21 protein-coding genes and 1 pseudogene are annotated in these 23,452 nt (G+C 63.2%); 10 read left to right on the forward strand and 12 right to left on the reverse strand.

Annotation, left to right across the window (positions count from 1 at the left end):
* Window positions 1-181: pseudogene (locus NKI95_RS17190) on the forward strand (IS630 family transposase); the annotation flags it as partial.
* Window positions 182-412: 231 nt separating this feature from the next.
* On the opposite strand, the gene NKI95_RS17195 reads toward NKI95_RS17190, so the two are convergent.
* From NKI95_RS17195 to NKI95_RS17220, 6 genes are all read right to left on the reverse strand, one after another.
* Window positions 413-820, reverse strand: coding sequence for a F0F1 ATP synthase subunit epsilon (locus tag NKI95_RS17195; protein ID WP_352648928.1), 408 nt, complete (start codon window positions 818-820; stop codon window positions 413-415).
* Window positions 821-939: 119 nt separating this feature from the next.
* Window positions 940-2,505: a F0F1 ATP synthase subunit beta gene (gene atpD, locus NKI95_RS17200; protein WP_352718290.1), complete on the reverse strand. Its 1,566-nt coding sequence runs from the start codon at window positions 2,503-2,505 to the stop codon at window positions 940-942.
* A gap of 67 nt (window positions 2,506-2,572) precedes the next feature.
* On the reverse strand, window positions 2,573-3,457 hold the full coding sequence (locus NKI95_RS17205; RefSeq protein WP_352450898.1) for a F0F1 ATP synthase subunit gamma: 885 nt from the start codon (window positions 3,455-3,457) through the stop codon (window positions 2,573-2,575).
* A 28-nt stretch (window positions 3,458-3,485) separates the two neighbouring features.
* Window positions 3,486-5,015, reverse strand: coding sequence for a F0F1 ATP synthase subunit alpha (gene atpA, locus NKI95_RS17210; protein WP_352489181.1), 1,530 nt, complete (start codon window positions 5,013-5,015; stop codon window positions 3,486-3,488).
* On the reverse strand, window positions 5,015-5,575 hold the full coding sequence (locus NKI95_RS17215; RefSeq protein WP_352718292.1) for a F0F1 ATP synthase subunit delta: 561 nt from the start codon (window positions 5,573-5,575) through the stop codon (window positions 5,015-5,017). The genes atpA and NKI95_RS17215 overlap by 1 nt, the downstream gene beginning before the upstream one ends.
* Before the next feature lie 246 nt (window positions 5,576-5,821).
* A complete protein-coding gene (locus tag NKI95_RS17220; RefSeq protein ID WP_352718293.1) occupies window positions 5,822-6,220 on the reverse strand; it encodes an AGROH133_08824 family phage infection protein in 399 nt (132 codons plus the stop codon).
* A gap of 213 nt (window positions 6,221-6,433) precedes the next feature.
* Between NKI95_RS17220 and NKI95_RS17225 the strand changes: the two genes are divergently transcribed.
* Complete coding sequence (locus tag NKI95_RS17225) at window positions 6,434-6,679, forward strand: type II toxin-antitoxin system Phd/YefM family antitoxin (protein WP_254018681.1); 246 nt, start codon at window positions 6,434-6,436, stop codon at window positions 6,677-6,679.
* Window positions 6,676-7,131 carry a type II toxin-antitoxin system VapC family toxin gene (locus NKI95_RS17230; protein WP_352718295.1) on the forward strand — a complete coding sequence of 152 codons (456 nt, stop codon included), beginning with the start codon at window positions 6,676-6,678 and terminating at the stop codon, window positions 7,129-7,131. Before NKI95_RS17225 ends, NKI95_RS17230 begins: the two co-directional genes overlap by 4 nt.
* A 9-nt stretch (window positions 7,132-7,140) precedes the next feature.
* Here the strand turns inward: NKI95_RS17230 and NKI95_RS17235 are convergent, their stop codons facing one another.
* Entirely contained in the window at window positions 7,141-9,324 is a 2,184-nt protein-coding gene (locus NKI95_RS17235; protein ID WP_352718297.1) for a primosomal protein N', read from the reverse strand.
* A gap of 90 nt (window positions 9,325-9,414) precedes the next feature.
* Here NKI95_RS17235 and fsa point away from each other — a divergent pair, with 90 nt between their 5' ends.
* The gene (gene fsa / locus NKI95_RS17240; protein WP_023719712.1) at window positions 9,415-10,068 is read left to right on the forward strand and encodes a fructose-6-phosphate aldolase; all 654 of its coding nucleotides are present in this window, start codon (window positions 9,415-9,417) and stop codon (window positions 10,066-10,068) included.
* A gap of 73 nt (window positions 10,069-10,141) precedes the next feature.
* On the opposite strand, the gene NKI95_RS17245 is transcribed toward fsa, so the two are convergent.
* Together NKI95_RS17245 and leuS are read right to left on the reverse strand one after the other, a co-directional pair.
* The gene (locus NKI95_RS17245; protein ID WP_352718299.1) at window positions 10,142-10,723 is read right to left on the reverse strand and encodes an LPS assembly lipoprotein LptE; all 582 of its coding nucleotides are present in this window, start codon (window positions 10,721-10,723) and stop codon (window positions 10,142-10,144) included.
* Complete coding sequence (gene leuS / locus NKI95_RS17250) at window positions 10,710-13,331, reverse strand: leucine--tRNA ligase (protein WP_352718301.1); 2,622 nt, start codon at window positions 13,329-13,331, stop codon at window positions 10,710-10,712. The genes NKI95_RS17245 and leuS overlap by 14 nt, the downstream gene beginning before the upstream one ends.
* A gap of 144 nt (window positions 13,332-13,475) precedes the next feature.
* Between leuS and NKI95_RS17255 the strand changes: the two genes are divergently transcribed.
* Window positions 13,476-14,138, forward strand: a complete 663-nt coding sequence (locus NKI95_RS17255; RefSeq protein ID WP_352718302.1) for a YggS family pyridoxal phosphate-dependent enzyme — start codon at window positions 13,476-13,478, stop codon at window positions 14,136-14,138.
* A gap of 109 nt (window positions 14,139-14,247) precedes the next feature.
* A complete protein-coding gene (locus tag NKI95_RS17260) occupies window positions 14,248-15,297 on the forward strand; it encodes an aldo/keto reductase (protein WP_352718303.1) in 1,050 nt (349 codons plus the stop codon).
* 58 nt (window positions 15,298-15,355) lie between these two features.
* Here the strand turns inward: NKI95_RS17260 and NKI95_RS17265 are convergent, their stop codons facing one another.
* On the reverse strand, window positions 15,356-16,264 hold the full coding sequence (locus NKI95_RS17265; protein ID WP_352718304.1) for a LysR family transcriptional regulator: 909 nt from the start codon (window positions 16,262-16,264) through the stop codon (window positions 15,356-15,358).
* Window positions 16,265-16,401: 137 nt separating this feature from the next.
* Between NKI95_RS17265 and NKI95_RS17270 the strand changes: the two genes are divergently transcribed.
* Both NKI95_RS17270 and NKI95_RS17275 read left to right on the forward strand, forming a co-directional pair.
* A complete protein-coding gene (locus tag NKI95_RS17270) occupies window positions 16,402-17,583 on the forward strand; it encodes an MFS transporter (RefSeq protein ID WP_352718305.1) in 1,182 nt (393 codons plus the stop codon).
* 56 nt (window positions 17,584-17,639) lie between these two features.
* The gene (locus NKI95_RS17275; protein WP_352718307.1) at window positions 17,640-18,674 is read left to right on the forward strand and encodes an aldo/keto reductase; all 1,035 of its coding nucleotides are present in this window, start codon (window positions 17,640-17,642) and stop codon (window positions 18,672-18,674) included.
* Window positions 18,675-18,720: 46 nt separating this feature from the next.
* On the opposite strand, the gene NKI95_RS17280 is transcribed toward NKI95_RS17275, so the two are convergent.
* Entirely contained in the window at window positions 18,721-18,993 is a 273-nt protein-coding gene (locus NKI95_RS17280; RefSeq protein WP_023719720.1) for an usg protein, read from the reverse strand.
* Between the two features lie 305 nt (window positions 18,994-19,298).
* Between NKI95_RS17280 and acs the strand changes: the two genes are divergently transcribed.
* Together acs and NKI95_RS17290 are read left to right on the forward strand one after the other, a co-directional pair.
* A complete protein-coding gene (gene acs / locus NKI95_RS17285) occupies window positions 19,299-21,254 on the forward strand; it encodes an acetate--CoA ligase (RefSeq protein WP_352718309.1) in 1,956 nt (651 codons plus the stop codon).
* 1 nt (window position 21,255) lies between these two features.
* On the forward strand, window positions 21,256-22,002 hold the full coding sequence (locus tag NKI95_RS17290; protein WP_352718311.1) for an MOSC domain-containing protein: 747 nt from the start codon (window positions 21,256-21,258) through the stop codon (window positions 22,000-22,002).
* On the opposite strand, the gene NKI95_RS17295 is transcribed toward NKI95_RS17290, so the two are convergent.
* Window positions 22,003-23,271 (reverse strand): class I SAM-dependent methyltransferase, encoded by a 1,269-nt coding sequence (locus tag NKI95_RS17295; RefSeq protein WP_352718313.1) that lies wholly within the window; start codon window positions 23,269-23,271, stop codon window positions 22,003-22,005.
* Between the last annotated feature and the right edge of the window lie 181 nt (window positions 23,272-23,452).

Raw genomic sequence — 23,452 nt, forward strand, 5'->3', positions numbered from 1 at the left:
CTCCCCCGACCTCAACCCGATCGAGCAGGCCTTCGCCAAGATCAAGCATTGGATGCGACAAGCTCAGAAGCGTACCGTCGAGGACGCTTGGCGCCACATCGGCCACCTCGTTGCGACGATCGAACCCGGCGAATGCAAAAACTACTTCGCAAACGCCGGATACGCTTCCGTCAAAACGTGAAAGACTCTAGCAGGCTGGCAACCGCCAGTTTGCCGCTGCCGATCCAGAGGAACCCGCCAAACGGGCCGCCAAAGGCCGACACCAGGGCCGTCGACCATCTGGATCGCGAGATAGTTTCTTGTTGCACTGCTTGTTCTGTCATCGGCCACCCCCACGCCAAGGCAGCCAGACTGTCCACCAAACAAAAAAGCGGGGCAAGCCCGCTTTTTCAGTCAGTCATTTGAGCGAACCTCAAGCCGGCAGGATGGCGCCTTCTAGCGTGGTGAGTTGGCTAAGGAACTGCTCGGCCTTGCTGCGGGTCTGGTCGTCCTTGGCGTCGGCGGCGTCTTCCCTCGCCTCCTGGATGCGGCGGGCAAGGTCGGCGCGATCGATGTCGCCGACGGCCACAGCCGATTCCGCCAGCAGCGTGCAACCGGCCGGAACGATGTCGGCAAAGCCGCCGAACACCACATAGCGCTCTTCCTTGCCTTGCGCGGTCTTCAGCGTAACGACGCCCGGCTTGATTGTGGTCATGACCGGCGCGTGATGCGCCATGACAGTCATTTCGCCCTCGGCGCCCGGAATGACGACGGATTCGACCTGCTCGGAAACCAAGAGGCGCTCCGGCGAGACCAGTTCGAATTTGAAAGCTTCAGGCATGATCAGTTTAGCGACTGGTGAATGGTGAATGGTGAATGGTCAGAAAGAATGACCTTCACTCAGCCCCGATTTCCTATCCGCTACTCCCCATTCACAAATTCACTATTGACCATTCACCATCAGGCCGCTTCGGCGGCCAGGCGCTGCGCCTTCTCGACCGCTTCCTCGATGCCGCCGACCATGTAGAAGGCGGCTTCCGGCAGATGGTCGTAGTCGCCGTTGCAAAGGCCCTTGAAGCCCTTGATGGTGTCGGCGAGGTCGACCAGCTTGCCCGGTGCGCCGGTGAACACTTCGGCGACGAAGAAGGGCTGCGACAGGAAGCGCTCGATCTTGCGGGCGCGGGCAACCGTCTGCTTGTCCTCTTCCGACAGCTCGTCCATGCCCAGGATGGCGATGATATCCTGCAGCGACTTGTAGCGCTGAAGGATCGACTGCACCTGGCGGGCGACCTGATAGTGCTCTTCGCCGACGACCATCGGGTCGAGCATGCGCGAAGTCGAATCGAGCGGATCGACCGCCGGATAGATGCCCTTCTCCGAAATCGCGCGGTTGAGCACGGTCGTCGCGTCGAGGTGGGCGAACGAGGTCGCCGGTGCCGGGTCGGTCAGGTCGTCGGCTGGCACATAGATCGCCTGCACCGAGGTGATCGAGCCCTTGGTCGTCGTGGTGATACGCTCCTGCAGGGCGCCCATGTCGGTGGCCAGCGTCGGCTGGTAGCCCACGGCCGAAGGAATGCGGCCGAGCAGCGCCGACACTTCCGAGCCCGCCTGCGTGAAGCGGAAGATGTTATCGACGAAGAACAGCACGTCCTGGCCCTGGTCGCGGAAGTATTCGGCAACCGTCAGGCCGGTCAGGCCGACGCGGGCGCGGGCGCCCGGCGGCTCGTTCATCTGGCCATAGACGAGCGCCGCCTTGGAGCCTTCGCCGCCGCCCTTCTTGTTGACGCCGGACTCGATGAACTCGTGATAGAGGTCGTTGCCTTCGCGGGTGCGCTCGCCGACGCCGGCGAACACCGAGAAGCCGCCATGCGCCTTGGCGACGTTGTTGATCAGTTCCTGGATCAGCACCGTCTTGCCGACGCCGGCGCCGCCGAACAGGCCGATCTTGCCGCCACGGGCATAGGGGGCCAGCAGGTCGAGCACCTTGATGCCGGTGACCAGGATCTGCGCTTCCGTCGACTGCTCGACATAGGTCGGCGCCGGCTGGTGGATCGAGCGCATTTCGATGCCGTTGACCGGGCCTGCCTCGTCGACCGGCTCGCCGATGACGTTGATGATGCGGCCGAGCATGCCCGGACCGACCGGCACGGTAATCGGTGCACCGGTATCATAGACATCCTGGCCGCGGACCAGACCTTCGGTCGAGTCCATGGCGATGCAGCGCACGGTGTTCTCACCCAGATGCTGGGCAACCTCGAGCACCAGGCGATTGCCGACATTGATCGTCTCAAGCGCGTTCAGGATCGCCGGCAGATGTTCGCCGAACTGGACGTCGACAACGGCGCCGATGACCTGGCGAACCTTGCCTGCCAGGCCGGTTTTCTTGATGGTAACGGCCGGCGTATTCACAGCGGCGGCCTTGGTTGCTGCCGCCTTCTTGGCCGGAGCGGCCTTTGCTGCCGCCGGAGCCTTCGCTGGTGCCGCGGCCTTAGGGGCTGCCGTCTTGGGGGTCGCTGCTTTCGCCATCGTCTTTACCCTTTTCGTCTCTTTGTTTCTCACACGCTTGAGGTCGATGACCTCCTTGTGAGCGTGCCTAGAGCGCCTCGGCGCCCGAAATGATTTCGATCAATTCCTTGGTGATCTGCGCCTGCCGCTGGCGGTTGTAGGTGATCGACAATTTGTTGATCATGTCGCCGGCGTTGCGCGTCGCATTGTCCATGGCGCTCATCTTGGCACCCATCTCGCCGGCAGCATTCTCGAGCAGCGCGCGAAAAACCTGCACGGAAATGTTGCGCGGGATGAGATCGGAGAGGATTTCGCCCGGCTCCGGCTCGTATTCGTAGACGGCGCTGCCGCCGTCCTTCACTTCTGCGGCAGCCGAAGGCGCGCCCGCCGGGACAATTTGCTGCGCCGTCGGGATCTGGCTGATCACCGACTTGAACTGCGAATAGAACAGCGTGCAGATGTCGAAGCCGCCTTCGTTGAACAGGTGGATCACCTTCTTGGCGATGGCGTCGGCATTGACGAAGCCCAGCGTCTTGACCTCGCGCAGGTCGACACGCTCGATGATCAGCGCCCCGTAGTCGCGGCGCAATATGTCGAATCCCTTCTTGCCGACGCAGATGATCTTGACCTGCTTGCCGTCGGCCAGAAGCTTGCGGATGTGGTCGCGGGCAAAACGGGCGATCTGCGAATTGAAGCCGCCGCACAAGCCGCGTTCGGCCGTGCAGACGACAAGCAGATGCACGTCGTCTTTGCCGGTGCCGGTCATCAGCGCCGGGGCGTCGCCGCCGCCACCGATCGCCTGGGTGATGTTGGCCAGCACCGCGCCCATGCGCTCCGAATAGGGACGCGCCGCTTCCGCCGCTTCCTGCGCGCGACGCAGCTTCGCCGCGGCGACCATCTGCATCGCCTTGGTGATCTTCTGCGTCGCCTTGACCGAGGCGATACGGTTACGAAGGTCTTTTAACGAAGGCATGCTTCAAACCTGATCCCGTCCGTCCTGCTCAAGCAAAGGTCTTGGCGAAGGCGTCAATCTCTGCCTTTAGCCTGGCGCGCAGATCGTCGGACAGCGCCTTCTCCTTGCGGATGCCGTCGAGCACGTCCTTGCCGGCCGAGCGCATATGCGACAACAGACCATGCTCGAACTTGCCGACCTGGTTGATCGCCAGCTTGTCGAGATAGCCGTTGACGCCGGCGAAGATCACCGCGACCTGCTCCTCGACCTTGAGCGGCGAGAATTGCGGCTGCTTCAACAGCTCGGTCAGGCGCGAGCCGCGGTTGAGCAGGCGTTGCGTGGCGGCATCGAGATCGGAGCCGAACTGCGCGAAAGCAGCCATTTCGCGGTACTGCGCGAGCTCGCCCTTGATCGACCCGGCAACCTGCTTCATCGCCTTGATCTGCGCCGAGGAGCCGACGCGCGACACCGACAGGCCGACATTGACCGCCGGACGGACGCCCTGGAAGAACAGATTGGTTTCCAGGAAGATCTGGCCGTCGGTGATCGAGATGACGTTGGTCGGGATGTAGGCCGAAACGTCGTTGGCCTGCGTCTCGATGATCGGCAGCGCAGTCAGAGACCCGCCGCCGTTTTCGTCGTTGAGCTTGGCGGCGCGCTCGAGCAGGCGCGAGTGCAGGTAGAAAACGTCGCCGGGATAGGCTTCGCGGCCCGGCGGACGGCGCAGCAGCAGCGACATCTGGCGGTAAGCGACGGCCTGCTTCGACAGATCGTCGTAGCTGATCAGCGCGTGCATGCCGTTGTCGCGGAAATATTCGCCCATGGTGCAGGCGGTGAACGGCGCCAGGAACTGCATCGGCGCCGGATCGGAGGCGGTTGCGGCGATGATGATCGAATAGTCGAGCGCGCCGCGCTCTTCCAGCACCTTGACGAACTGCGCCACCGTCGAGCGCTTCTGGCCGACGGCGACATAGACGCAGTACAGCTTTTCCTTCTCAGGGCCGTTGTCGTGCACCGATTTCTGGTTGAGCATGGTGTCGAGGATGATCGCGGTCTTGCCGGTCTGGCGGTCGCCGATGACCAGCTCGCGCTGACCGCGGCCGACCGGGATCAGCGCGTCGATGGCCTTGAGGCCGGTCGACATCGGCTCGTTCACCGATTTGCGCGGAATGATGCCGGGCGCCTTGACGTCGACGCGCTTGCGTTCGGTGGCCTGGATCGGGCCCTTGCCGTCGATCGGGTTGCCGAGCGCGTCGACGACGCGGCCGAGCAAGCCCATGCCGACGGGCGCATCGACGATGGCGCCGGTGCGCTTGACGGTGTCGCCTTCCTTGATGTCGCGGTCGGCGCCGAAGATGACGACGCCGACATTGTCGGCTTCCAGGTTGAGCGCCATGCCGCGGATGCCGCCGGGGAACTCGACCATCTCGCCGGCCTGGACATTGTCGAGGCCGTAGACGCGGGCGATACCGTCACCGACGGACAGCACCTGGCCGACTTCGGAGACCTCGGCCTCCTTGCCGAAATTCTTGATCTGGTCTTTCAGAATTGCGGAAATTTCCGCGGCGCGGATGTCCATCAGCCGACCTCTTTCAGTGCAAGCTTGAGCGAATTGAGTTTGGTTTTGAGCGACGTATCGATCTGGCGCGAGCCGATCTTGACCACCAGTCCGCCGAGCAGCGACGGATCGACGGTGACCGTGATCGCCACGTCCTTGCCGGCGACGCTTTTCAGCGCTGCTTTCAGCTCGGTTTCCTGGGCAGGCGTCAGCGCATGCGCCGAGGTGACCTCGGCAGCGGTCTCGCCACGGTGTTCGGCGGCGATCTGGCGGAAGGCCTTGATCATGCCGGGCACGGCAAACAGCCGGCGATTCTGGGCAACGACGCGCAGGAAATTGCCGGTGAGGCCGGTAATCCCTGCTTTGTCGGCGATCGCGGCGATCGCCTTGGCCTGGTCCTCGCTGGAGAAGACAGGGCTCCTGATCAGCCGCGAAAGGTCAGCGCTGCCTTCGAGCATCGTTTCGAAACTGTTGAGGTCGGCCTCGACGCTGGCGACCGAATTGGTCTGCAGCGCGAGTTCGAACAGCGAACCCGCATAGCGTTCTGCGACACCTGAGATTGGCGATGACGATTGGGCCACGGACCGTCTTTTCTCTTGTCTGACAGGCCGCAGATTGTTGGCGCGAGCAAAAACTCTGGCTAAATCTTTGACCTTACTGCATTTTTCCAAGCACGGAGGCGCGGCTTCCGCTATCCCCGGTCGAAAGTCGATTGCCGTCTAGCACAGGCATTTTCAGACCGCAATGCGTCGTCCGGCATGGTTTTCAGGCACTATTGTCGCATCCGCTGGCCGAGTTCAGCAACCAACCCCGGATTGATCCCTGATTCAGGGCAGAATGCCGAAATAGAATGCTAGCGGCAACCCGGCCAGCACCAGTTCGATCACCACCGAAATCCAGTTGTAGGGCGTATTAGCGCCATCCGACATCATCGACAGCAAGCGGCCAAAAGCGGTGAACAGCCAAGAGAACCCGAGCGTCATATAGAGAAATGGTTGCGGACCGAGCAATATGCAGGCCATGCTGACGCCGAGATAAAAACCTGACATGGTGGCACGGCCCTCGGCGATTGCCTCGGGCTTTTCAGGCTTAGGCTGCAGCCTCATGATCCTGAAACCAATTCGAGGCGCCAGGAACATCAGCAGGCCGAAAGCGAGCGTAACGACCGCGCTCGACCATGCCAGCCACTCGCCCTGGCTCATCGGCCACGGAAACGCAAATTCCATCTTGTCCCCCTCGTAAATGCATAATCGAAATTTCGGGCATTCTAGCGAAGCAAGTGACATGCGCCAGATGGGCATCGGCAATTTGCAGGGCGCGTCAGCCCAACGCGAGCGCGACCGTTGCCTCGACCGGGCTAAAGGACGTTACACAACGGGCTGTTTTTTTCTGCAAAATTCCTATATTGTGACTACATGAGACCACAAGGGATTCCGCGCATGAAGACGATGCAACTACGAGAGGCAAAGGCCAGCCTTTCCGCGCTCGTGGAGGCTGCTGAGAACGGTGAGCCCACGGTTATCACCAAGCACGGCAAGCCCGCAGTCATGGTGGTGCCAATCGGTGAGGGACGGAAACTTTATCCGCAGAACAGCCAAAAAGACTTCGTGGATTTCCTGCTTCAGTATCCAGGCGGCATCGAGCTTGAGCGAAACGAATCGCCGTCGCGGGAAGTGGAGTTTTGACCGGCTATCTGCTTGATACTTCTTTTCTCTCGGCATTTGCACCTGGTCGGCCTCTGCTTCCGTCACACGTGCAGAACTGGGTTGCCGAACAAGGAGAACGCGGCTCTTGGCAGCTCTCGTCGATCGTCATCTTGGAGGTGGAACGAGGAATCGCGAAACTGAAGCGGGCGGGCGGGCATATGAAGGCAGAGCGCATCAATGAGTGGTTCGAAAGGTTGCTTCTAGAGTTCAACCAGCGCATCCTTCCCATCGATTTAGCGATCGCGCGAGAAGCCGGAAAACTGGAAGACGCCACTATCGCCAGAGGCGCCAATCCGGGTCTGGCGGACGTTCTGATCGCAGCTACTGCCCGTTTGCACGGCCTGTCAGTTTTGACGGCCAACACCCGGCATTTTGCGATTCTCGACGTGCCTTACCTGAACCCATTCACCGAACGCGTCTCGAAAGAGTAATTCGACACCTTACAAAAAGCTCTGCGGGTCGATGTCGACCTGGACTCGCACCGAGCCCCTTATCTTCGGTCCCTCGGCCAGCATGGTGCGGATGAACCCTTGCATGTCGGCGCGCCGTTCGCCCTGGATCAGCAGGCGAAAGCGATGGCGGCCGCCGATCAATGACAGCGGCGCCTCGGCCGGGCCGAGCACGAACAGGTCGGTGGCTTGCGGCGCGGCGCGACGCAGGCCACGGGCGTGCGCTTCGGCTTCGGCCCGTGTCGCCGCGCTGACGATGACGCCGGCGAGCCTGCCGAAGGGCGGCAGCCCCGCCCGCTCACGCTCGGCTATCTCGCGCTCGTAGAAGGCCTCGGCATCGCCGGAGACGATCGCGCGCATCACCGGGTGGTCGGGCTGGAAGGTCTGCAGCAGGCCGAGGCTTTTCTTGCCGGTGCGGCCGGCGCGGCCGGTCACCTGGCTGAGCAGTTGGAACGTGCGCTCGGCGGCGCGCGGATCGCCATTGGCAAGGCCGAGATCGGCATCGACCACACCGACCAATGTCATGTTGGGGAAATTATGGCCCTTGGCGACGAGCTGCGTGCCGATGACGATGTCGGCCTCGCCATTGGCGATGGCTTCAAGCTCGAGCCGCAGCCGCCGCACGCCGCCCATCAGGTCAGACGACAGTACGATGGTGCGGGCGTCGGGGAAATGCTCGACGACCTCCTCGGCGATGCGCTCGACGCCCGGCCCGCAGGCGACCAGATGGTCGAGCGTGCCGCATTCCGGGCAGGCCTCGGGCCGACGCTCATTGTGCCCGCAATGATGGCAGACGAGCTGGCCGCGAAAGCGGTGCTCGACCAGCCAGGCCGAGCAGACGGGACAGCCGAAGCGGTGGCCGCAGACCCGGCAGAGCGTCAGCGGCGCATAGCCGCGCCGGTTCAGGAACAGCAGCGACTGTTCCTTTCTTTCCAGCGTCTGCCGCATATGGCCGAGCAGCACCGGCGACAGGAAGCCGCCGCGTGCCGGCGGCGCGCGGCGCATGTCGACCGTCTTGAGATCGGGAAGTGCCGCCTCGGCAAAGCGCGCCGAAAGCACCGCCCTGCTGTAGCGGCCCTGGCTGGCATTGACCCGGCTTTCGACTGACGGTGTCGCCGAGGCGAGCACGACCGGAAAGCCGCCGATATGGCCGCGCACCACGGCCATGTCGCGGGCGTTGTAAAAGACGCGATCCTCCTGCTTGTAGGCGGGATCGTGCTCTTCGTCGACGACGATCAGTCCAAGCTCCCTGAACGGCAGGAACAACGCCGAGCGCGCGCCGGCGACGACCCGCACGCCGCCTTCCGCCACCTGCCGCCAGACCTTTTCGCGCATCCTTGGCGGCAGATCCGAGTGCCACTCCGCCGGCTTGGCGCCGAACCGCTCCTGAAAGCGTTCGAGGAAGGCGTGGGTCAGCGCAATTTCCGGCAGCAGGATCAGCACCTGCTTGCCACGATCGAGCGCGGCCGCGACCGCCTCGAAATAAACCTCCGTCTTGCCGGATCCGGTCACACCGTCGAGCAGGGTGACGCCGAATGTGCCGGTCGCGACATTGGCGCGCAGCGTCTCGGCGGCATCGCTCTGGTCGGGCATCAGTGCCGGCACGGCGTAGCCGGGATCGGGTGCTGCGACCACCGGCCGCGGCGGGATCATCACCGTCTCGAATACGCCCTGCGCCCGCAGCCCGTCCACCACCGTCGACGACACGCCTGCCGCATGCGCCAGGCCCGACCGCGTCCAGGCCAGTCCGCCTTCGGCCGTTTCCAGCACGCGCGTCCTCGCCTCCGTCATCCGGTCGGGCTTGGCGAAGGTGCGCTGCAGCCCTTCGATCCACGGTTCCGGGTCGAACGCCTCCGGTGCCCTGAGCAGCATGCGCGCCACCATGCCGGGCGGCGACAGCGTGTACTGCGCCACCCAATCGACAAAACGCCGCATCGCGCGGTCGATCGGCGGGCAGTCGAAAACCTGCTCGATCGGCCGCAATTTCTTCGCGTCGACCTTTTCGACGGCGCCGTCCCAGACGATGCCGGCGACCTGGCGGGGCCCAAGCGGAACGCGCACGATCGAGCCCGGCACCACGCGCATGCCAGCCGGCACGGCATAGGTGTAGGGGCGCTCGGCGGGCATCGGCACCAGCACCGGTGCGGCCGCGACAAAGGGCGAATCTTCGATCATGAGGCGTGACCTTGCCCCGACTTTGGTCTAGATCAAAGTCCGACCCCAAATGTGCATGACGTGCACATGAAAAATCTTCAGGAGACCGCCATGAAATTTTTTGTCGACACCGCCGATGTCAAGGAAATCCGCGAGCTGAACGATTTGGGGCTGCTCGACGGCGTAACCACCAATCCGTCGCTTATCCTGAAATCCGGCGGCAAGATCGCCGACGTCACAAGAGAGATCTGCGAGATCGTCAAGGGCCCGGTCTCGGCCGAAGTCGTCGCCACCGAATACAAGGACATGATGGCGGAGGCCAAGATCCTGGCCAGAATCGCCGACAATGTCTGCATCAAGGTGCCGCTGACGCTCGACGGCCTGAGAGCCTGCAAGGACATCCGGTCGGACGGCCGCATGGTCAACGTCACGCTGTGCTTCTCGGCCACCCAGGCGCTGCTCGCCGCCAAGGCCGGCGCCTCCTTCATCTCGCCCTTCGTCGGCCGCATCGACGACAGCGGCTGGGACGGCATGGAGCTGATTGCCGATATCCGCACCATCTACGACAATTATGATTTCCAGACCGAGATCCTGACCGCTTCGGTGCGTACCGTGAACCATGTCAAGCAGGCGGCACTGATCGGCGCCGATGTCATCACCGCGCCGCCGGCGACGCTCAAGGCACTGGTCAAACACCCGCTGACCGACAAGGGCCTGGAGCAGTTCCTCGCCGACTGGGCAAAGACCGGGCAGAAGATCGGCTAAAGCGAAATATCCTACGTTGAACAAAAAAGGCCGAGCAATCGGCCTTTTTGCAGATTGCGCACTCCGGAAAGACCTAGCTTGCCGCCGGCTTGCCGTGCTTGAGCAGATCCTGGGCGATCGACAGCCGCAGCACATCTGCCAGCTCGCGCGCCGCACGGTTCTCGGCGTCGATCTGCGCCCGGTATGACGCGAATTCCTGGCGCGGCCTGTCGTATGACGACGGAATCGAGCGCTTGCCCCTAGCTATGACCGTGCCGGTCTTGGCATCGCTCAGCACATAGTTGGCGGTCAGCGTCACCGTGCCGGCGGTCGGCTCGTCCTCGTCGGTCGTAACTTGCTCGATTGCCGCCGATTCGACGAGTTCGGAGACGCCGAGATCAAGCGAATAGACCGGCAAAGCCGGCTCGCCGGCGCCCTGGCCGAGCGCGAAGATCAAATTGTTGCGGACCTGCTGGGCGTAGCGGGTCTTGACCGGCTTGACCGAGATCGATGCCAGCTCGGCAGCAGCGCCGACCTGCGAGCCGGCGACCAGCGGCGCGCTCGAATAGAGCGGCCGCACCGTGCAGGCGGAAACCAGCGCCACCGAGGCGAGCAGCCCGTAAAGCACGACACGGCGCAGCGTCAGCTCCGCTTTTTTCGGATCAGGCAACAACATTGACGATCCTCTGCGGCACGATGATCACCTTGCGCGGCGCCTTACCTTCGAGCGCTTTCTGCACGAAGTCGAGGGCCAGAACCGCTTTTTCGACCGCACCTTGGTCCGCGTCGCGGGCAATTGTCAAATCGCCGCGCTTCTTGCCGTTGACCTGGACCGGCAGCACGATCTCGGCGTCGACGACAAGCGACGGATCGTAGTCCGGCCAGGGCCGTTTGGCGACAAGGTCGGTGCCGCCGAGCGTCTCCCAGCACTCTTCGGCCAGATGCGGCATGACCGGCGCGATCAGGTGCACCAGGATCTCGACGGCCTCACGGCAGGCCGCTTGCAGCGCCGGACCGGCTTTGCCCTCTGCCGCCTCGTTGAGCGGCACGGTCAAGGCATTGGCGAGTTCGTAGATGCGCGCGATGGCGCGGTTGAAGGCGAGCTTTTCGATATCCTCGCCGACCGATTTCAGGATCTTGTGCGCGGCCTTGGACACTGTCCCGGCCTCGCCGTCCTTCGCCGCCTCTGGCCGAACTCCGGCGAGGGATTCGGCAGCCGTCGACACCAGGCGCCAGATGCGCTGGATGAAGCGATGCGCGCCGGCCGCGCCCTCGTCGGTCCATTCGACATCGCGCTCGGGCGGCGAGTCCGACAGCATGAACCAGCGCGCCGTATCGGCGCCGTAGCCGTCGGTGATCTCTTCCGGACTCACCGTATTCTTCTTCGACTTCGACATTTTTTCGAGCGGACCGATCACCGCCTCTTCGCCAGTGGCGATTTCGAAGGCGCGGCGCTTGCCGTCGGCGTCTAGCCTGACCTCGCTTGGCGCAAGCCAGCGGCCGTTCGAGGCGCCACCAACCCGATAGGTCTCGTGCACCACCATGCCTTGCGTGAACAGGCCCCTGAACGGCTCGGCGAGATCGACATGGCCGGTCTCGCGCATGGCGCGGGTGAAGAAGCGCGAATAGAGCAAATGCAGGATCGCGTGCTCGATGCCGCCAATATACTGGTCGACCGGCAGCCATTCAGTCGCGGCCTTGGGATCGGTCGGATCGATTGCCCAGGGCGCGGTGAAGCGCGCGAAATACCACGAAGAATCGACAAATGTGTCCATCGTGTCGGTTTCGCGCCGCGCGTCCTTGCCGCAGCGAGGGCATTTGACGTGCCGCCATGTCGGATGGCGATCGAGCGGATTGCCCGGCCGGTCGAACTCGATATCGTCCGGCAGCCTGACCGGCAGGTCGGCTTTCGGCACCGGCACCACGCCGCAATCCTCGCAATGGATCATCGGGATCGGGCAGCCCCAATAGCGCTGGCGCGAAATGCCCCAGTCGCGCAGGCGGAAGTTCACCTTGCGCTCGGCCATCGGCCGGTTGCCGATGGTCTTCTGTTCGAGCAGCTTCGCCACCTCGTCGAATGCCTGATCCGGCTTCATGCCGTCGAGGAAGCGCGAATTGATCATCACGCCGTCGCCGACATAGGCCTCGTCGATGATCTGGAAGCTTCCTTGATTCTCGCCTTCCGGCATCACCACCGGAATGACCGGCAGGCCGTATTTGTTGGCGAAGTCGAGGTCGCGCTGGTCACCGGATGGGCAGCCGAAAATGGCACCGGTGCCGTAGTCCATCAGCACGAAATTGGCGACGTAGACGGGCAGCGTCCACTTCTCGTCGAACGGATGAACGACGCGGATGCCGGTATCGAAACCCTTCTTCTCGGCCGTCTCCAATGCCGCCACCGAGGTGCCCATATGGCGGACTTCGTCGATGAACTTTGCCAGCGCCGGATTGTCTTCGGCGGCCTTTTTGGCCAGCGGATGGTCGGCCGCAATCGCCATGAAGGAGGCGCCGAAGATGGTGTCGGGCCTGGTCGTATAGACTTCGAGCTCACGCTCGCCGGCGACTGGCTTGGCCAGCGGCCAGCGGATCAGCAGGCCTTCCGAACGGCCGATCCAGTTCGCCTGCATCAGCTTCACTTTTTCCGGCCAGTCGTCGAGTTGATCGAGCGAATCCAGCAGATCCTGCGCGTAGTCGGAGATCTTGAAAAACCACTGCGTCAGCTCGCGCTGTTCCACCAGCGCGCCCGAGCGCCAGCCGCGACCGTCGATGACCTGCTCGTTGGCAAGCACCGTCATGTCCTCCGGATCCCAGTTGACCTTGGAGGATTTTCGCGTCACCAGCCCCTTCTCGACGAAATCGAGGAACAGCATCTGCTGGCGGTGGTAATAGTCGACATCGCAGGTGGCGAATTCTCGCGCCCAATCGAGCGACAGGCCCATGACCTTGAGCTGCTCGCGCATGGCGGCAATGTTCTGATAGGTCCAGTCCTTGGGGTGGACCTTGTTCTGCATCGCCGCGTTTTCGGCTGGCATGCCAAAGGCGTCCCAGCCCATCGGGTGCAGCACGTTGAAACCCTTGGCCCGCTTGTAACGTGCCACCACGTCGCCCATCGTATAGTTCCGGGTATGGCCGATATGGATGCGCCCCGACGGATAGGGGAACATCTCCAGCACGTAGTATTTCGGGCGCGGGTCGTCGTTGTCGGCTTCGAACAGCTTCTTGGCGTCCCAGGCCTTCTGCCATTTGGGCTCTGACGCGCGCGGATTGTATCGTTCGGTTGCCATCGGGTGTTTTTCACTTAAAAGCATGCACGAGCCGCCGGACAATGCCCGTGCGGCTCAAAATGTCGTCGCGGTGTTCACCATGGATTACCGGACCCGTCAACTGCGGCGATCCGGCGAAAAGCCAAACACAGGCAGGATATAGGCATGGCGAGCGCCGTCGAACAGCTTTTCACCATCAAGGCAAGGATCGCTGCCGCCGAGCGCGAGGCCGGACGCGACGCCGGAGCTGTGGCACTGGTCGCGGTCTCGAAGACCTTCGATGCCACCGATATCCGCCCGGTTATCGAGGCCGGCCAGCGCGTCTTCGGCGAAAACCGCGTCCAGGAAGCACAAGCCAAATGGCCGGCCCTGAGGGCGGTGTTTCCCGACATCGAGCTACATCTGATCGGTCCGCTGCAATCGAACAAGGCAAAGGAAGCGGTCGCGCTGTTCGACGTCATCGAAACCGTCGACCGGGAAAAGATCGCCGCCGAACTCGCCAAGGAAATCGCCAGGCAGGGCCGGTCACCAAGGCTCTATGTCCAGGTCAACACCGGCTCCGAGCCGCAAAAGGCCGGCATAGAGCCGCGCGAGGCCGTCGCGTTCGTCGCCCGCTGCCGCGATGTCCATGGTCTCTCCGTCGAGGGCCTGATGTGCATCCCACCGGCCGACGAGAACCCCGGCCCACATTTCGCGCTGCTGGAGAAGCTCAGCACCGAGGCCGGCGTCGACAAGCTCTCGATGGGCATGTCCGGCGACTACGAGACCGCGATCGCCTTCGGCGCGACCAGTGTCAGGGTTGGATCGGCGATTTTCGGCGCCAGATGAGGCGCAGCCGGCCTTAGGCCACAGACCGACATTGACTAAGCCAGCGTATAGAAACGGAACGTTTCGTTCCTATATGGGTCGAGTTATTCTCAACCCGTCTGGAGCCACCATGCGTTACAATCAACTTGGAAATACCGGGATGTTCGTCTCCGAACTTTGCCTCGGCACGATGACGTTCGGCGCCGCTGGCGAGAATGCCCAATGGGGCCTGATCGCCAGCCTCGACCAGAAGGGCGTCGACGAGATCGTCGCCCGCTCGCTCGCCGCCGGCGTCAATTTCTTCGACACGGCGGATGTCTATTCCTTCGGCGCCTCGGAACGGCTTCTCGGCCAGTCGCTCAGGAACCTTGGCGTCAACCGACAGGACGTGATCATCGCCACCAAGGTTCATGGCGCCATGGGCGGCGGCCCGAACCAGCGCGGTTCCTCGCGCGGCCACATCATGGATTCGGTCGAGAGCAGCCTCGAGCGGCTACAGTTCGATCAAATAGATCTCTACCAACTGCACGGCACCGACACAGTGACGCCGATAGACGAGACACTGCGGGCGCTCGACGACCTGGTTGCCGCCGGCAAGGTCCGCTATGTCGGCGTCTCGAACTGGCAGGCCTGGCGCATTGCCAAGGCGCTGGGTATTGCCGAGCGCAAAGGCTTTGCCCGCTTCGAGACCGTCCAGTCGTATTACTCGATTGCCGGCCGCGATCTCGAGCGCGAAATCGTGCCGCTGCTCAACGAGGAGAAGCTCGGGCTGATGGTCTGGTCGCCGATGGCTGGCGGCTTGCTCTCCGGCAAATACGGACCGGGTGCTCCTGGCAATGGCGAGGGCCGCCGCGCCAGCTTCAATTTCCCGCCGGTCAACGAGGACCGTGCCTGGGCAGCAGTCGCCGTAATGCGCGAGATCGCCGCCAAGCACGGTGTCAGCGTCGCCACGGTGGCGCTCGGCTATGTCCTGGCCAAGCCATTCGTGATGAGCGTCATTGTCGGCGCCAGCCGCATGGAGCAGCTGGAACAGAACCTTGCGGCCACCGAGTTGCAGCTCGATGCCGATGACCTTGTTCGGCTCGACGAAGTCAGTGCCCTGCCCGCCGAATACCCCGGCTGGATGCTGGAGCGCCAGGCGGCCGGTCGGCGTCCGGCGCCCTTTGTGCCGAAAAAGTAGTTAATCTTACCTTCGATTTGATGCTTCGGGAGCCGGCAGGCTCCCGATCGTTTTGGGCTCAGGTCAGCCGGACAGTCTCGACCAAAAAGTCCAAAAAGGCCCGCACCCGCGCCGGCAGATGCTTGCCTTGGCCGACATAGACGGCGTGGGTGAGTTCCTCGTCGCCGGGGTTGAACTCTTCCAGCAGCGGCAGAAGCCGGCCGGCGGCAATGTCGGCCTCCACGTGCCAACGTGCCAGCCGGGCGATGCCCGCCCCAGAGAGCGCCATCAGCCGCATCGCCTCGCCGTCGCTGACCAGCGTATTTCCGATGATCGACAGGGTGATCGGCTTGCCGGCCGCGTCGATAAAAGGCCAGCCCTCGAGGTGGCGTACGAAACGGAAGCCCATCCGGTTGTGACGATCGAGATCGGCGGGCGTCTTGGGCGTGCCACGCGCTTCGAGATACGACGGCGCCGCGACGACGATCACCCGGCTCTGCCCGAGCTTGCGCGCCACCAGCCGTGATTCGCCGAGCGGCCCGGCGCGGATGGCGACGTCAGCGCGCTCCTCCATCAGGTCGATGACATCGTCGGTCAACACCAGATCGACCGAGATTTCGGGGTAGCGCTCTAGGAAACGCGGCAAAAGCGGGATCAGCCGATGCTGCCCGAAAGGCACGTAGCTGCTGATCCGCAGCCGGCCACGCGGCGCGGCACCCGCCGCTGCCTCGCGCTCGGCCGCCGCCATGTCGGCCAGGATGCGCACGCCGCTGTCGAAGAACGCCGCCCCCTCCGGCGTCAGTTGCAGCTTGCGCGTCGAACGGCTGACCAGCCGCGCGCCAAGCCGTGCCTCCAGCCGCGCGATCAGCTTGCTCACCGCCGACGGCGTCATTCGCAACGCACGGGCAGCGGCCGAAAAGCTGCCCGCCTCGACGACGCGGACGAACACTTCGATCTCGCCGGAGCGATTGATGTCGGGCCTGGCCATTGGTGAATCTATTTCACAGACGATGTGCCCGCTGCAAGGCTGGTTCACAGCACATCGCGGCACGATCTTCCGGATTGGGGCGCGGGAGGACACGGCGCCCGTCGTCAAAACCGGTCGTCATCGAAGTGGGAACCGCCATGCCCCTTGCTCTTTACGCTCTTGCCGCCGGTGCCTTTGGCATCGGCGTCACCGAATTCGTTATCATGGGCCTGCTGCTCGACGTCAGCACCGATCTCGGCGTCTCGATCTCAGCTGCGGGCCAGCTGATTTCCGGCTATGCGCTCGGCGTTGTCATCGGCGCGCCGCTGCTGACGATCGCAACCGGCCGCTGGCCGCGCAAAACCGTGCTTCTGGCGCTGATGGCAATCTTCACGCTGGGCAACCTCGCTTGTGCGCTTGCCCCAGACTACTGGACGCTGATGGGTGCGCGCGTGCTGGCCGCCTTCGCCCACGGCACCTTCTTCGGCGTCGGCTCGGTCGTGGCGACCGGACTGGTGGCGCCCAACAAGAAAGCCTCGGCGATCGCCCTGATGTTCACCGGCCTGACCATCGCCAACATCCTCGGCGTGCCCTTCGGCACATGGCTCGGTCAGGCCTTCGGCTGGCGCGCGACCTTCTGGGCGGTGACCCTGGTCGGTATCGCCGCCTTCGCCATCATTCTCCTGCTGGTACCGCGCAGCCAGACAGCGCCTGAGAAGAGCAATTTACGCGCCGATCTCGCCGTGCTCGGCCGCACGCCTGTCCTGCTTGGCTTTGCCACCACCGTGCTTGGCTATGCCGGCGTCTTTGCCGTCTTCACCTACATCGCCCCGTTGCTGACCGAGATCACCGGTTTTGACGAAGCAGCGGTGTCGCCGATCCTGCTGGTCTTCGGCGGCGGCCTCATCGCCGGCAACCTCGCCGGTGGCAAGTTCGCCGACCGCTGGTTGGTACCGTCCGTTCTCGGGAGTCTCGTCGTGCTGGCGCTGGTGCTCGGCACCATGACCTTCGCCCTGCACAGCCAGGTCATGGCCGTTATCTATGTCGGCCTGCTCGGCGCCGCCGCCTTCGCCACCGTGGCGCCGCTGCAGATGTGGGTACTGGAAAAGGCACAAGGCGCCGGCCAGAGCCTAGCTTCGTCCTTCAACATCGCCGCCTTCAACCTCGGCAATGCGGCCGGCGCCTGGCTCGGCGGCGTGGGCATCGCCCATGGTCCCGGCCTCGGTGCCGTCACTTGGGTCGCGGCCCTGTTACCGCTTTCAGCGCTCGCCGTGGCGGCGTTTGCGCTGCGCCTCGACCGAGATCCCGTCCTCGCCACACCGGAAATCGTGCGGTCATAGAACGGCAAACCTCAACCGATCTTTGAAGCAGCCATCCTTCCACAAGGAGCAAACCCATGGATTATCGAAATCTTGGCGCATCAGGCCTGAAGGTCCCGGCGCTCTCGTTCGGCGCTGGAACCTTCGGCGGTTCAGGCCCGCTGTTCGGCGCCTGGGGCAACAGCGATGCGACCGAAGCACGGCGGCTTGTCGACATCTGCCTTGAGGCCGGCGTCAACCTGTTCGACACCGCCGATGTCTATTCGAATGGCGCTTCCGAACAAGTGCTCGGCGCTGCCATCAAGGGCCGCCGCGACGCCGTGCTGATCTCGACCAAGACCTCGCTGCCGATGGGCGACGGTCCCAACGATGCCGGCTCGTCACGTTCACGCCTGATCAAGGCAGTCGAAGACGCGCTGAGGCGTCTTGACACCGACTACATCGACCTGCTGCAACTGCACGCTTTCGACGCCACAACACCGATCGAGGAGGTGCTGTCGACGCTGGACAGTCTCGTGCGCGCCGGCAAGCTGCGTTATGTCGGCGTCTCCAATTTTTCCGGCTGGCAAGTGATGAAGTCGCTCGGCCTGGCGGATAGACATGGCTATCCCCGATACGTCGCCCATCAGGTCTATTACTCGCTGGTCGGACGCGACTATGAATGGGAGTTGATGCCGCTCGGCCTCGACCAGGGTGTCGGTGCGCTGGTGTGGAGCCCGCTCGGCTGGGGCCGCCTAACCGGCAAAATCCGCCGTGGCCAGAAGCTGCCTGAGAAAAGCCGGCTGCACGACACCGCAAGCTTCGGACCGCCCGTCGAGGATGAGCATCTCTATCGGGTGATCGACGCGCTTGATGTTGTCGCCGAGGAAACCGGCAAGACCATACCGCAGATCGCCATCAATTGGCTGCTGCAGCGGCCGACCGTCGCCTCCGTCATCATCGGCGCGCGCAACGAGGAGCAGTTGCGCCAGAATCTCGGCGCCGTCGGCTGGTCCTTGACAGCCGGGCAGATGAAGAAGCTCGACACGGCAAGTGAGGTCACCGCACCCTACCCGTATTTTCCCTACCGCCGGCAGGAGGGGTTTGCCCGGCTGAGCCCGCCTGCAGTCTGACGCTCCAAAAGCTGGGGCGGCGGCTCCCAGCTTGCCGCCCGCCCGGCTAATGCAGCACGAACTCGCCGTCGACCTTGCGCCATTCGTTCGGCGCGATCAGCTTCTGGTGCGTGTAGCTGACCGAATGCAGCGGGCCTTCGAGCTTGGCCTGCCAGAACTCGATGAAGCGGATCAGCACCGGAAATTTCGGGGCGATGTCGTAATCCTGCCAGATGAAGCTCTGCAGCAGATGCGGATGATCGGGAAAGTGATAAAGAATCTTGGCCGTGGTCAAGCCATAGCCCTTGAGCATCAGGTCCATTTCGGAATGGTCGCGCATTGCGGTCCCCTGGTTGATTCTCCTTCCTCCCAGCCTGAAATTGTGCACCCCATTTGCTTAATCGTCTATTGATATTTCTGCGATCGAATCAGATTCCTCCCGCAAAAACATGTGCTTAGCAGCCGTCTCGCGAGAGTGCTGACACCGCCCCGATACCGCCCCTGCGGCATCCCGCCGCGCGAATCCAACGTCTAATGTTGCCGTCGCGGCCGAACTGTTAATAATGCGCGCGAATTCGCGGCCGCATCGCTGCGATCCTGCCGGCAGTCAAGCCGGCGGTTTGGTTTTGGGGAGGAAGGCGAAGAATGTCCGATGTACATGTCCATCGCGTCCAGCCGGCGTGGAAGAAGAACGCGCTGATTGACAATGACACCTACCTGAAATGGTACGCCGACAGCGTCAAGAGCCCGGACAGGTTCTGGGGCAAGCACGGCAAGCGCATCGACTGGTTCAAGCCGTACAGCAAGGTCAAGAACACGTCCTTCGACGGCAAGGTCTCGATCAAATGGTTCGAGGATGGCCAGACCAACGTTTCCTGGAACTGCATCGACCGGCATCTGAAGAAGCGCGGCGAACAGACCGCCATCATCTGGGAAGGCGACAATCCCTACGACGACAGGAAGATCACCTATAACGAGCTTCACGCACATGTCTGCCGCCTCGCCAATGTGATGAAGAAGCACGGCGTCAAGAAGGGCGACCGCGTCACCATCTACATGCCGATGATCCCGGAGGCCGCTTATGCGATGCTCGCCTGCACGCGCATCGGCGCCATCCATTCTGTCGTCTTTGGTGGCTTTTCGCCGGACGCGCTGGCCGGACGCATCGATGACTGCAAGTCGACCTTCGTCATCACTGCCGACGAAGGCCTGCGCGGCGGCAAGCCGATTCCGCTGAAGGACAACACCGACAAGGCGATCGAGATCGCAGCCAAGGCCGGAACGAAAGTCGAAAGGGTCTTGGTAGTACGCCGCACCGGCGGCAAGACCGGCTGGGCCGCCGGGCGCGACGTCTGGTACCATGACGAGGTCGCGACGGTTAAGGCCGAATGCAAGCCCGAGAAGATGAACGCCGAGGACCCGCTCTTCATCCTCTACACATCCGGCTCGACCGGCAAGCCGAAGGGCGTGCTGCACACCACGGCCGGCTATCTCGTCTATGTCTCGATGACCCACCAATATGTCTTCGACTATCATGACGGCGATATCTACTGGTGCACCGCCGATGTCGGCTGGGTCACCGGCCACAGCTATATCGTCTACGGGCCGCTCGCCAACGGCGCCACCACGCTGATGTTCGAAGGCGTGCCGAACTACCCGTCGCAGTCGCGTTTCTGGGACGTGATCGACAAGCACAAGGTCAATATCTTCTACACCGCACCGACGGCGCTGCGCGCGCTGATGGGCGCCGGCGATGCCCATGTCACCAAAACGTCGCGCAAGTCGCTGCGCGTGCTCGGCACCGTCGGCGAGCCGATCAATCCGGAGGCCTGGGAGTGGTATTTCAACGTCGTCGGCAACGGCAAGGTGCCGATCGTCGACACCTGGTGGCAGACCGAGACCGGCGGCATCATGATCACGCCGGTTCCGGGCGCCACCCACCTCAAGGCGGGTTCGGCGACGCGGCCCTTCTTTGGCGTCAAGCCGCAGCTGGTCGATGCCGACGGCAAGGTGCTGGAAGGCGAAGCCAGCGGCAATCTTTGTATTGCCGACTCATGGCCGGGCCAGATGCGCACCGTCTATGGCGATCACGACCGCTTCGTGCAGACCTATTTCTCGACCTACAGGGGCAGGTACTTCACCGGCGACGGCTGCCGCCGCGATGCTGACGGCTACTACTGGATCACCGGCCGCGTCGACGACGTCATCAACGTCTCCGGCCACCGCATGGGCACCGCCGAGGTCGAATCGGCGCTGGTTTCGCATGAGAAGGTCTCGGAGGCCGCCGTCGTCGGCTACCCGCACGATATCAAGGGCCAGGGCATTTACTGCTATGTCACGCTGATGGCCGGCGAGACGCCAAGCGAGGAACTGCGCCAGGAGCTCGTCGCCCATGTCCGCAAGGAGATCGGCGCCATCGCTTCGCCTGACAAGATCCAGTTCGCGCCCGGCCTGCCGAAGACCCGTTCCGGCAAGATCATGCGGCGCATCCTGCGCAAGATCGCCGAGGACGATTTTGCCACGCTCGGCGACACCTCGACGCTGGCCGATCCGGCGGTCGTCGACGACCTGATCGCCAACCGGCAGAACAAGAGGGCCTGAGATGCCTGCCTCGACGGAGATCGGCACTGTCAGCGAGCTCTGGCGCTATCCGGCGAGTTCGCTCGCCGGCGAACGCCAGGACGTGATCTCCGTCGGCCTTGAAACCATCGACGGCGATCGCCTGTTCGGCCTTGTCGACGCCTCTGACGGTGAGATCGCGCGGCCTGACCGCGAGGCGAAATGGCACAAAGTGCCGCTCATTCGGACCCGGTTGTCGCGAGCCCGCCAACTCGAGATTGCTACACCGCAGGGCGATTGGCTGCCAGCGCCCGGAGCCGAATGTGACCGAGCCGTTTCCGCCTTTCTCGGCTTCGCGGCCTCGATCCGGCCGTTTCGCCAGAAAGATGCGCCGGACTACGCCGGCCTTCTGACCGCCGAGAGTTACCGCAAGGCGCCCATCCACCTCCTGACCACCGCTTCGCTGGCGCGCCTGAAGGCGTTGCATCCGGAAGGCGCCGCCGACCCGCGCCGCTTCCGCCCCAACATCGTCGTCGATATGCCGGAGGTCGAGGGGTCGTTCCCCGAGACGGAATGGATCGGGCGCAAGCTGGCAATCGGCGACCTGCTCCTGACCATCTCCGAGCCGTGCCGCCGCTGCGGCTTCACCATCATTGGCCAGGACGGGTTCGACCACGACCCGGCAATCCTGCGCAGCCTGGTCCGCCACAACGCCCATACTCTCGGTGTCTACTGCACCGTCGATCGATCGGCTCGCGTCGAGATCGGCGCCACGATACGCCTTCTGTAGTTATCGATATAAATCTGCCCGCGTCGGCGGCAGCCCGCTCGGCCCACGCGCGCGCCTTGTGGCGACGGTCTGGAAAATCTGCGCCGAGGCGCGTTCGAAGGTAATCGAGCAGCCAGTGAGATAAAGCAGCCAGAGCCGCGCCTTGGCTTCGCCGACCTCGGCGATGGCTTCGTCGAAGCGTGCGTGGAGGCGCTCTGCCCACAGCCTGCAGGTGCGCGCATAGTGCTCGCGCAAGTTTTCGACGTCGTAGACGAGGAAGCCGTGCGCCTCGAGATTGCCGAGCGTCATGCCGATCGTATCGAGTTCGCCGCCCGGAAAAATGTATTTGATCAGCGCCTTGAATTCCGGTCCCTTGCGCAGCGTCTTCTTCATGTTGCCCTTGTCGCGCCGGGTGATGGCGTGGTGCAGATAGATGCCGCCGGGCTTGAGCAGGCGATGGATCCTCGAGAAATAGGCCGCATGGTTGGCAAGCCCCAGATGCTCGAACATGCCGATCGACGAGATCTTGTCGAAGGAGCCGGACAGCTCGGCATAGGACTTGATCTCGATGGTGATGCGGTCCTCCAGCCCCTCGGCGCGGATGCGTTCGCGGGCGAGCTCGGTCTGTGCCTCCGACAGCGAAACGCCGTGGCCGACGACGCCATAATTCTTCACCGCGTGGATGAGCATCGCTCCCCAGCCGCAGCCGATGTCGAGCAATCTGTCGCCGGGCTTCAGCCGAAGCTTGCGGCAGATATGGTCGAGCTTGTCTCTCTGGGCCTGATCGATATCGTTGGCGAAGTCCTTGAAGTAGCCGCAGCTATAGACCATGCGCTCGTCGAGGAAGAGCCGGTAGAATGCGTTGGAAATGTCGTAGTGATGCTGGATCGCCTCCTTGCTCGAACCGCTGACGTAAGGATTGCGGCCGGAAAGATCGGTTCGCGCGGTCATCTGTTTTCGCGAAAACAGCACCGCCGGCAGGTCGCGCAGGATCGCCAGCTTCGGCAATGTCTTGAGCTTCGTCCTGAGCTTGCCGTGCGTGGGCAAGGCGTAGAAATCGAACAGCGATCCGTCTTCGACGTCGACCGCCTTGGCAATCCACATCTCGATCAGCGTCGATAAAGAGGGCCGACGTACGATCTGCCAGACGATGTCCTGGTCGTTGATAGTGAGCACCGGGCCGGTAGCCGGGCCGATCCGCTCGCCTGTCCACAGCCTCACCGCGAAACCCGGCTTCAGCGTTTCGATGACCGTCCGAACAATCCGGGCCGCTCTCTCGGCTGCCTCCATCCCCGTCCTCCCTTACCCGGCAAAATAGTGGCCCGGAACAATAGCGGCTCGATCTTGCCTGCCCGATCGGCCGGCCGCAAGCCGCCTGGGTGCGCAAGCACGCTTGTTCAGGATTTTCGAGTGCCGCGCCTTGCCATTTGCCGGGTGACACCCCATCATGAGGCAGTGTTCAACAAATCGA

The organism is Mesorhizobium sp. M0306 (assembly GCF_040321655.1).
Classification (GTDB): Bacteria; Pseudomonadota; Alphaproteobacteria; order Rhizobiales; family Rhizobiaceae; genus Mesorhizobium.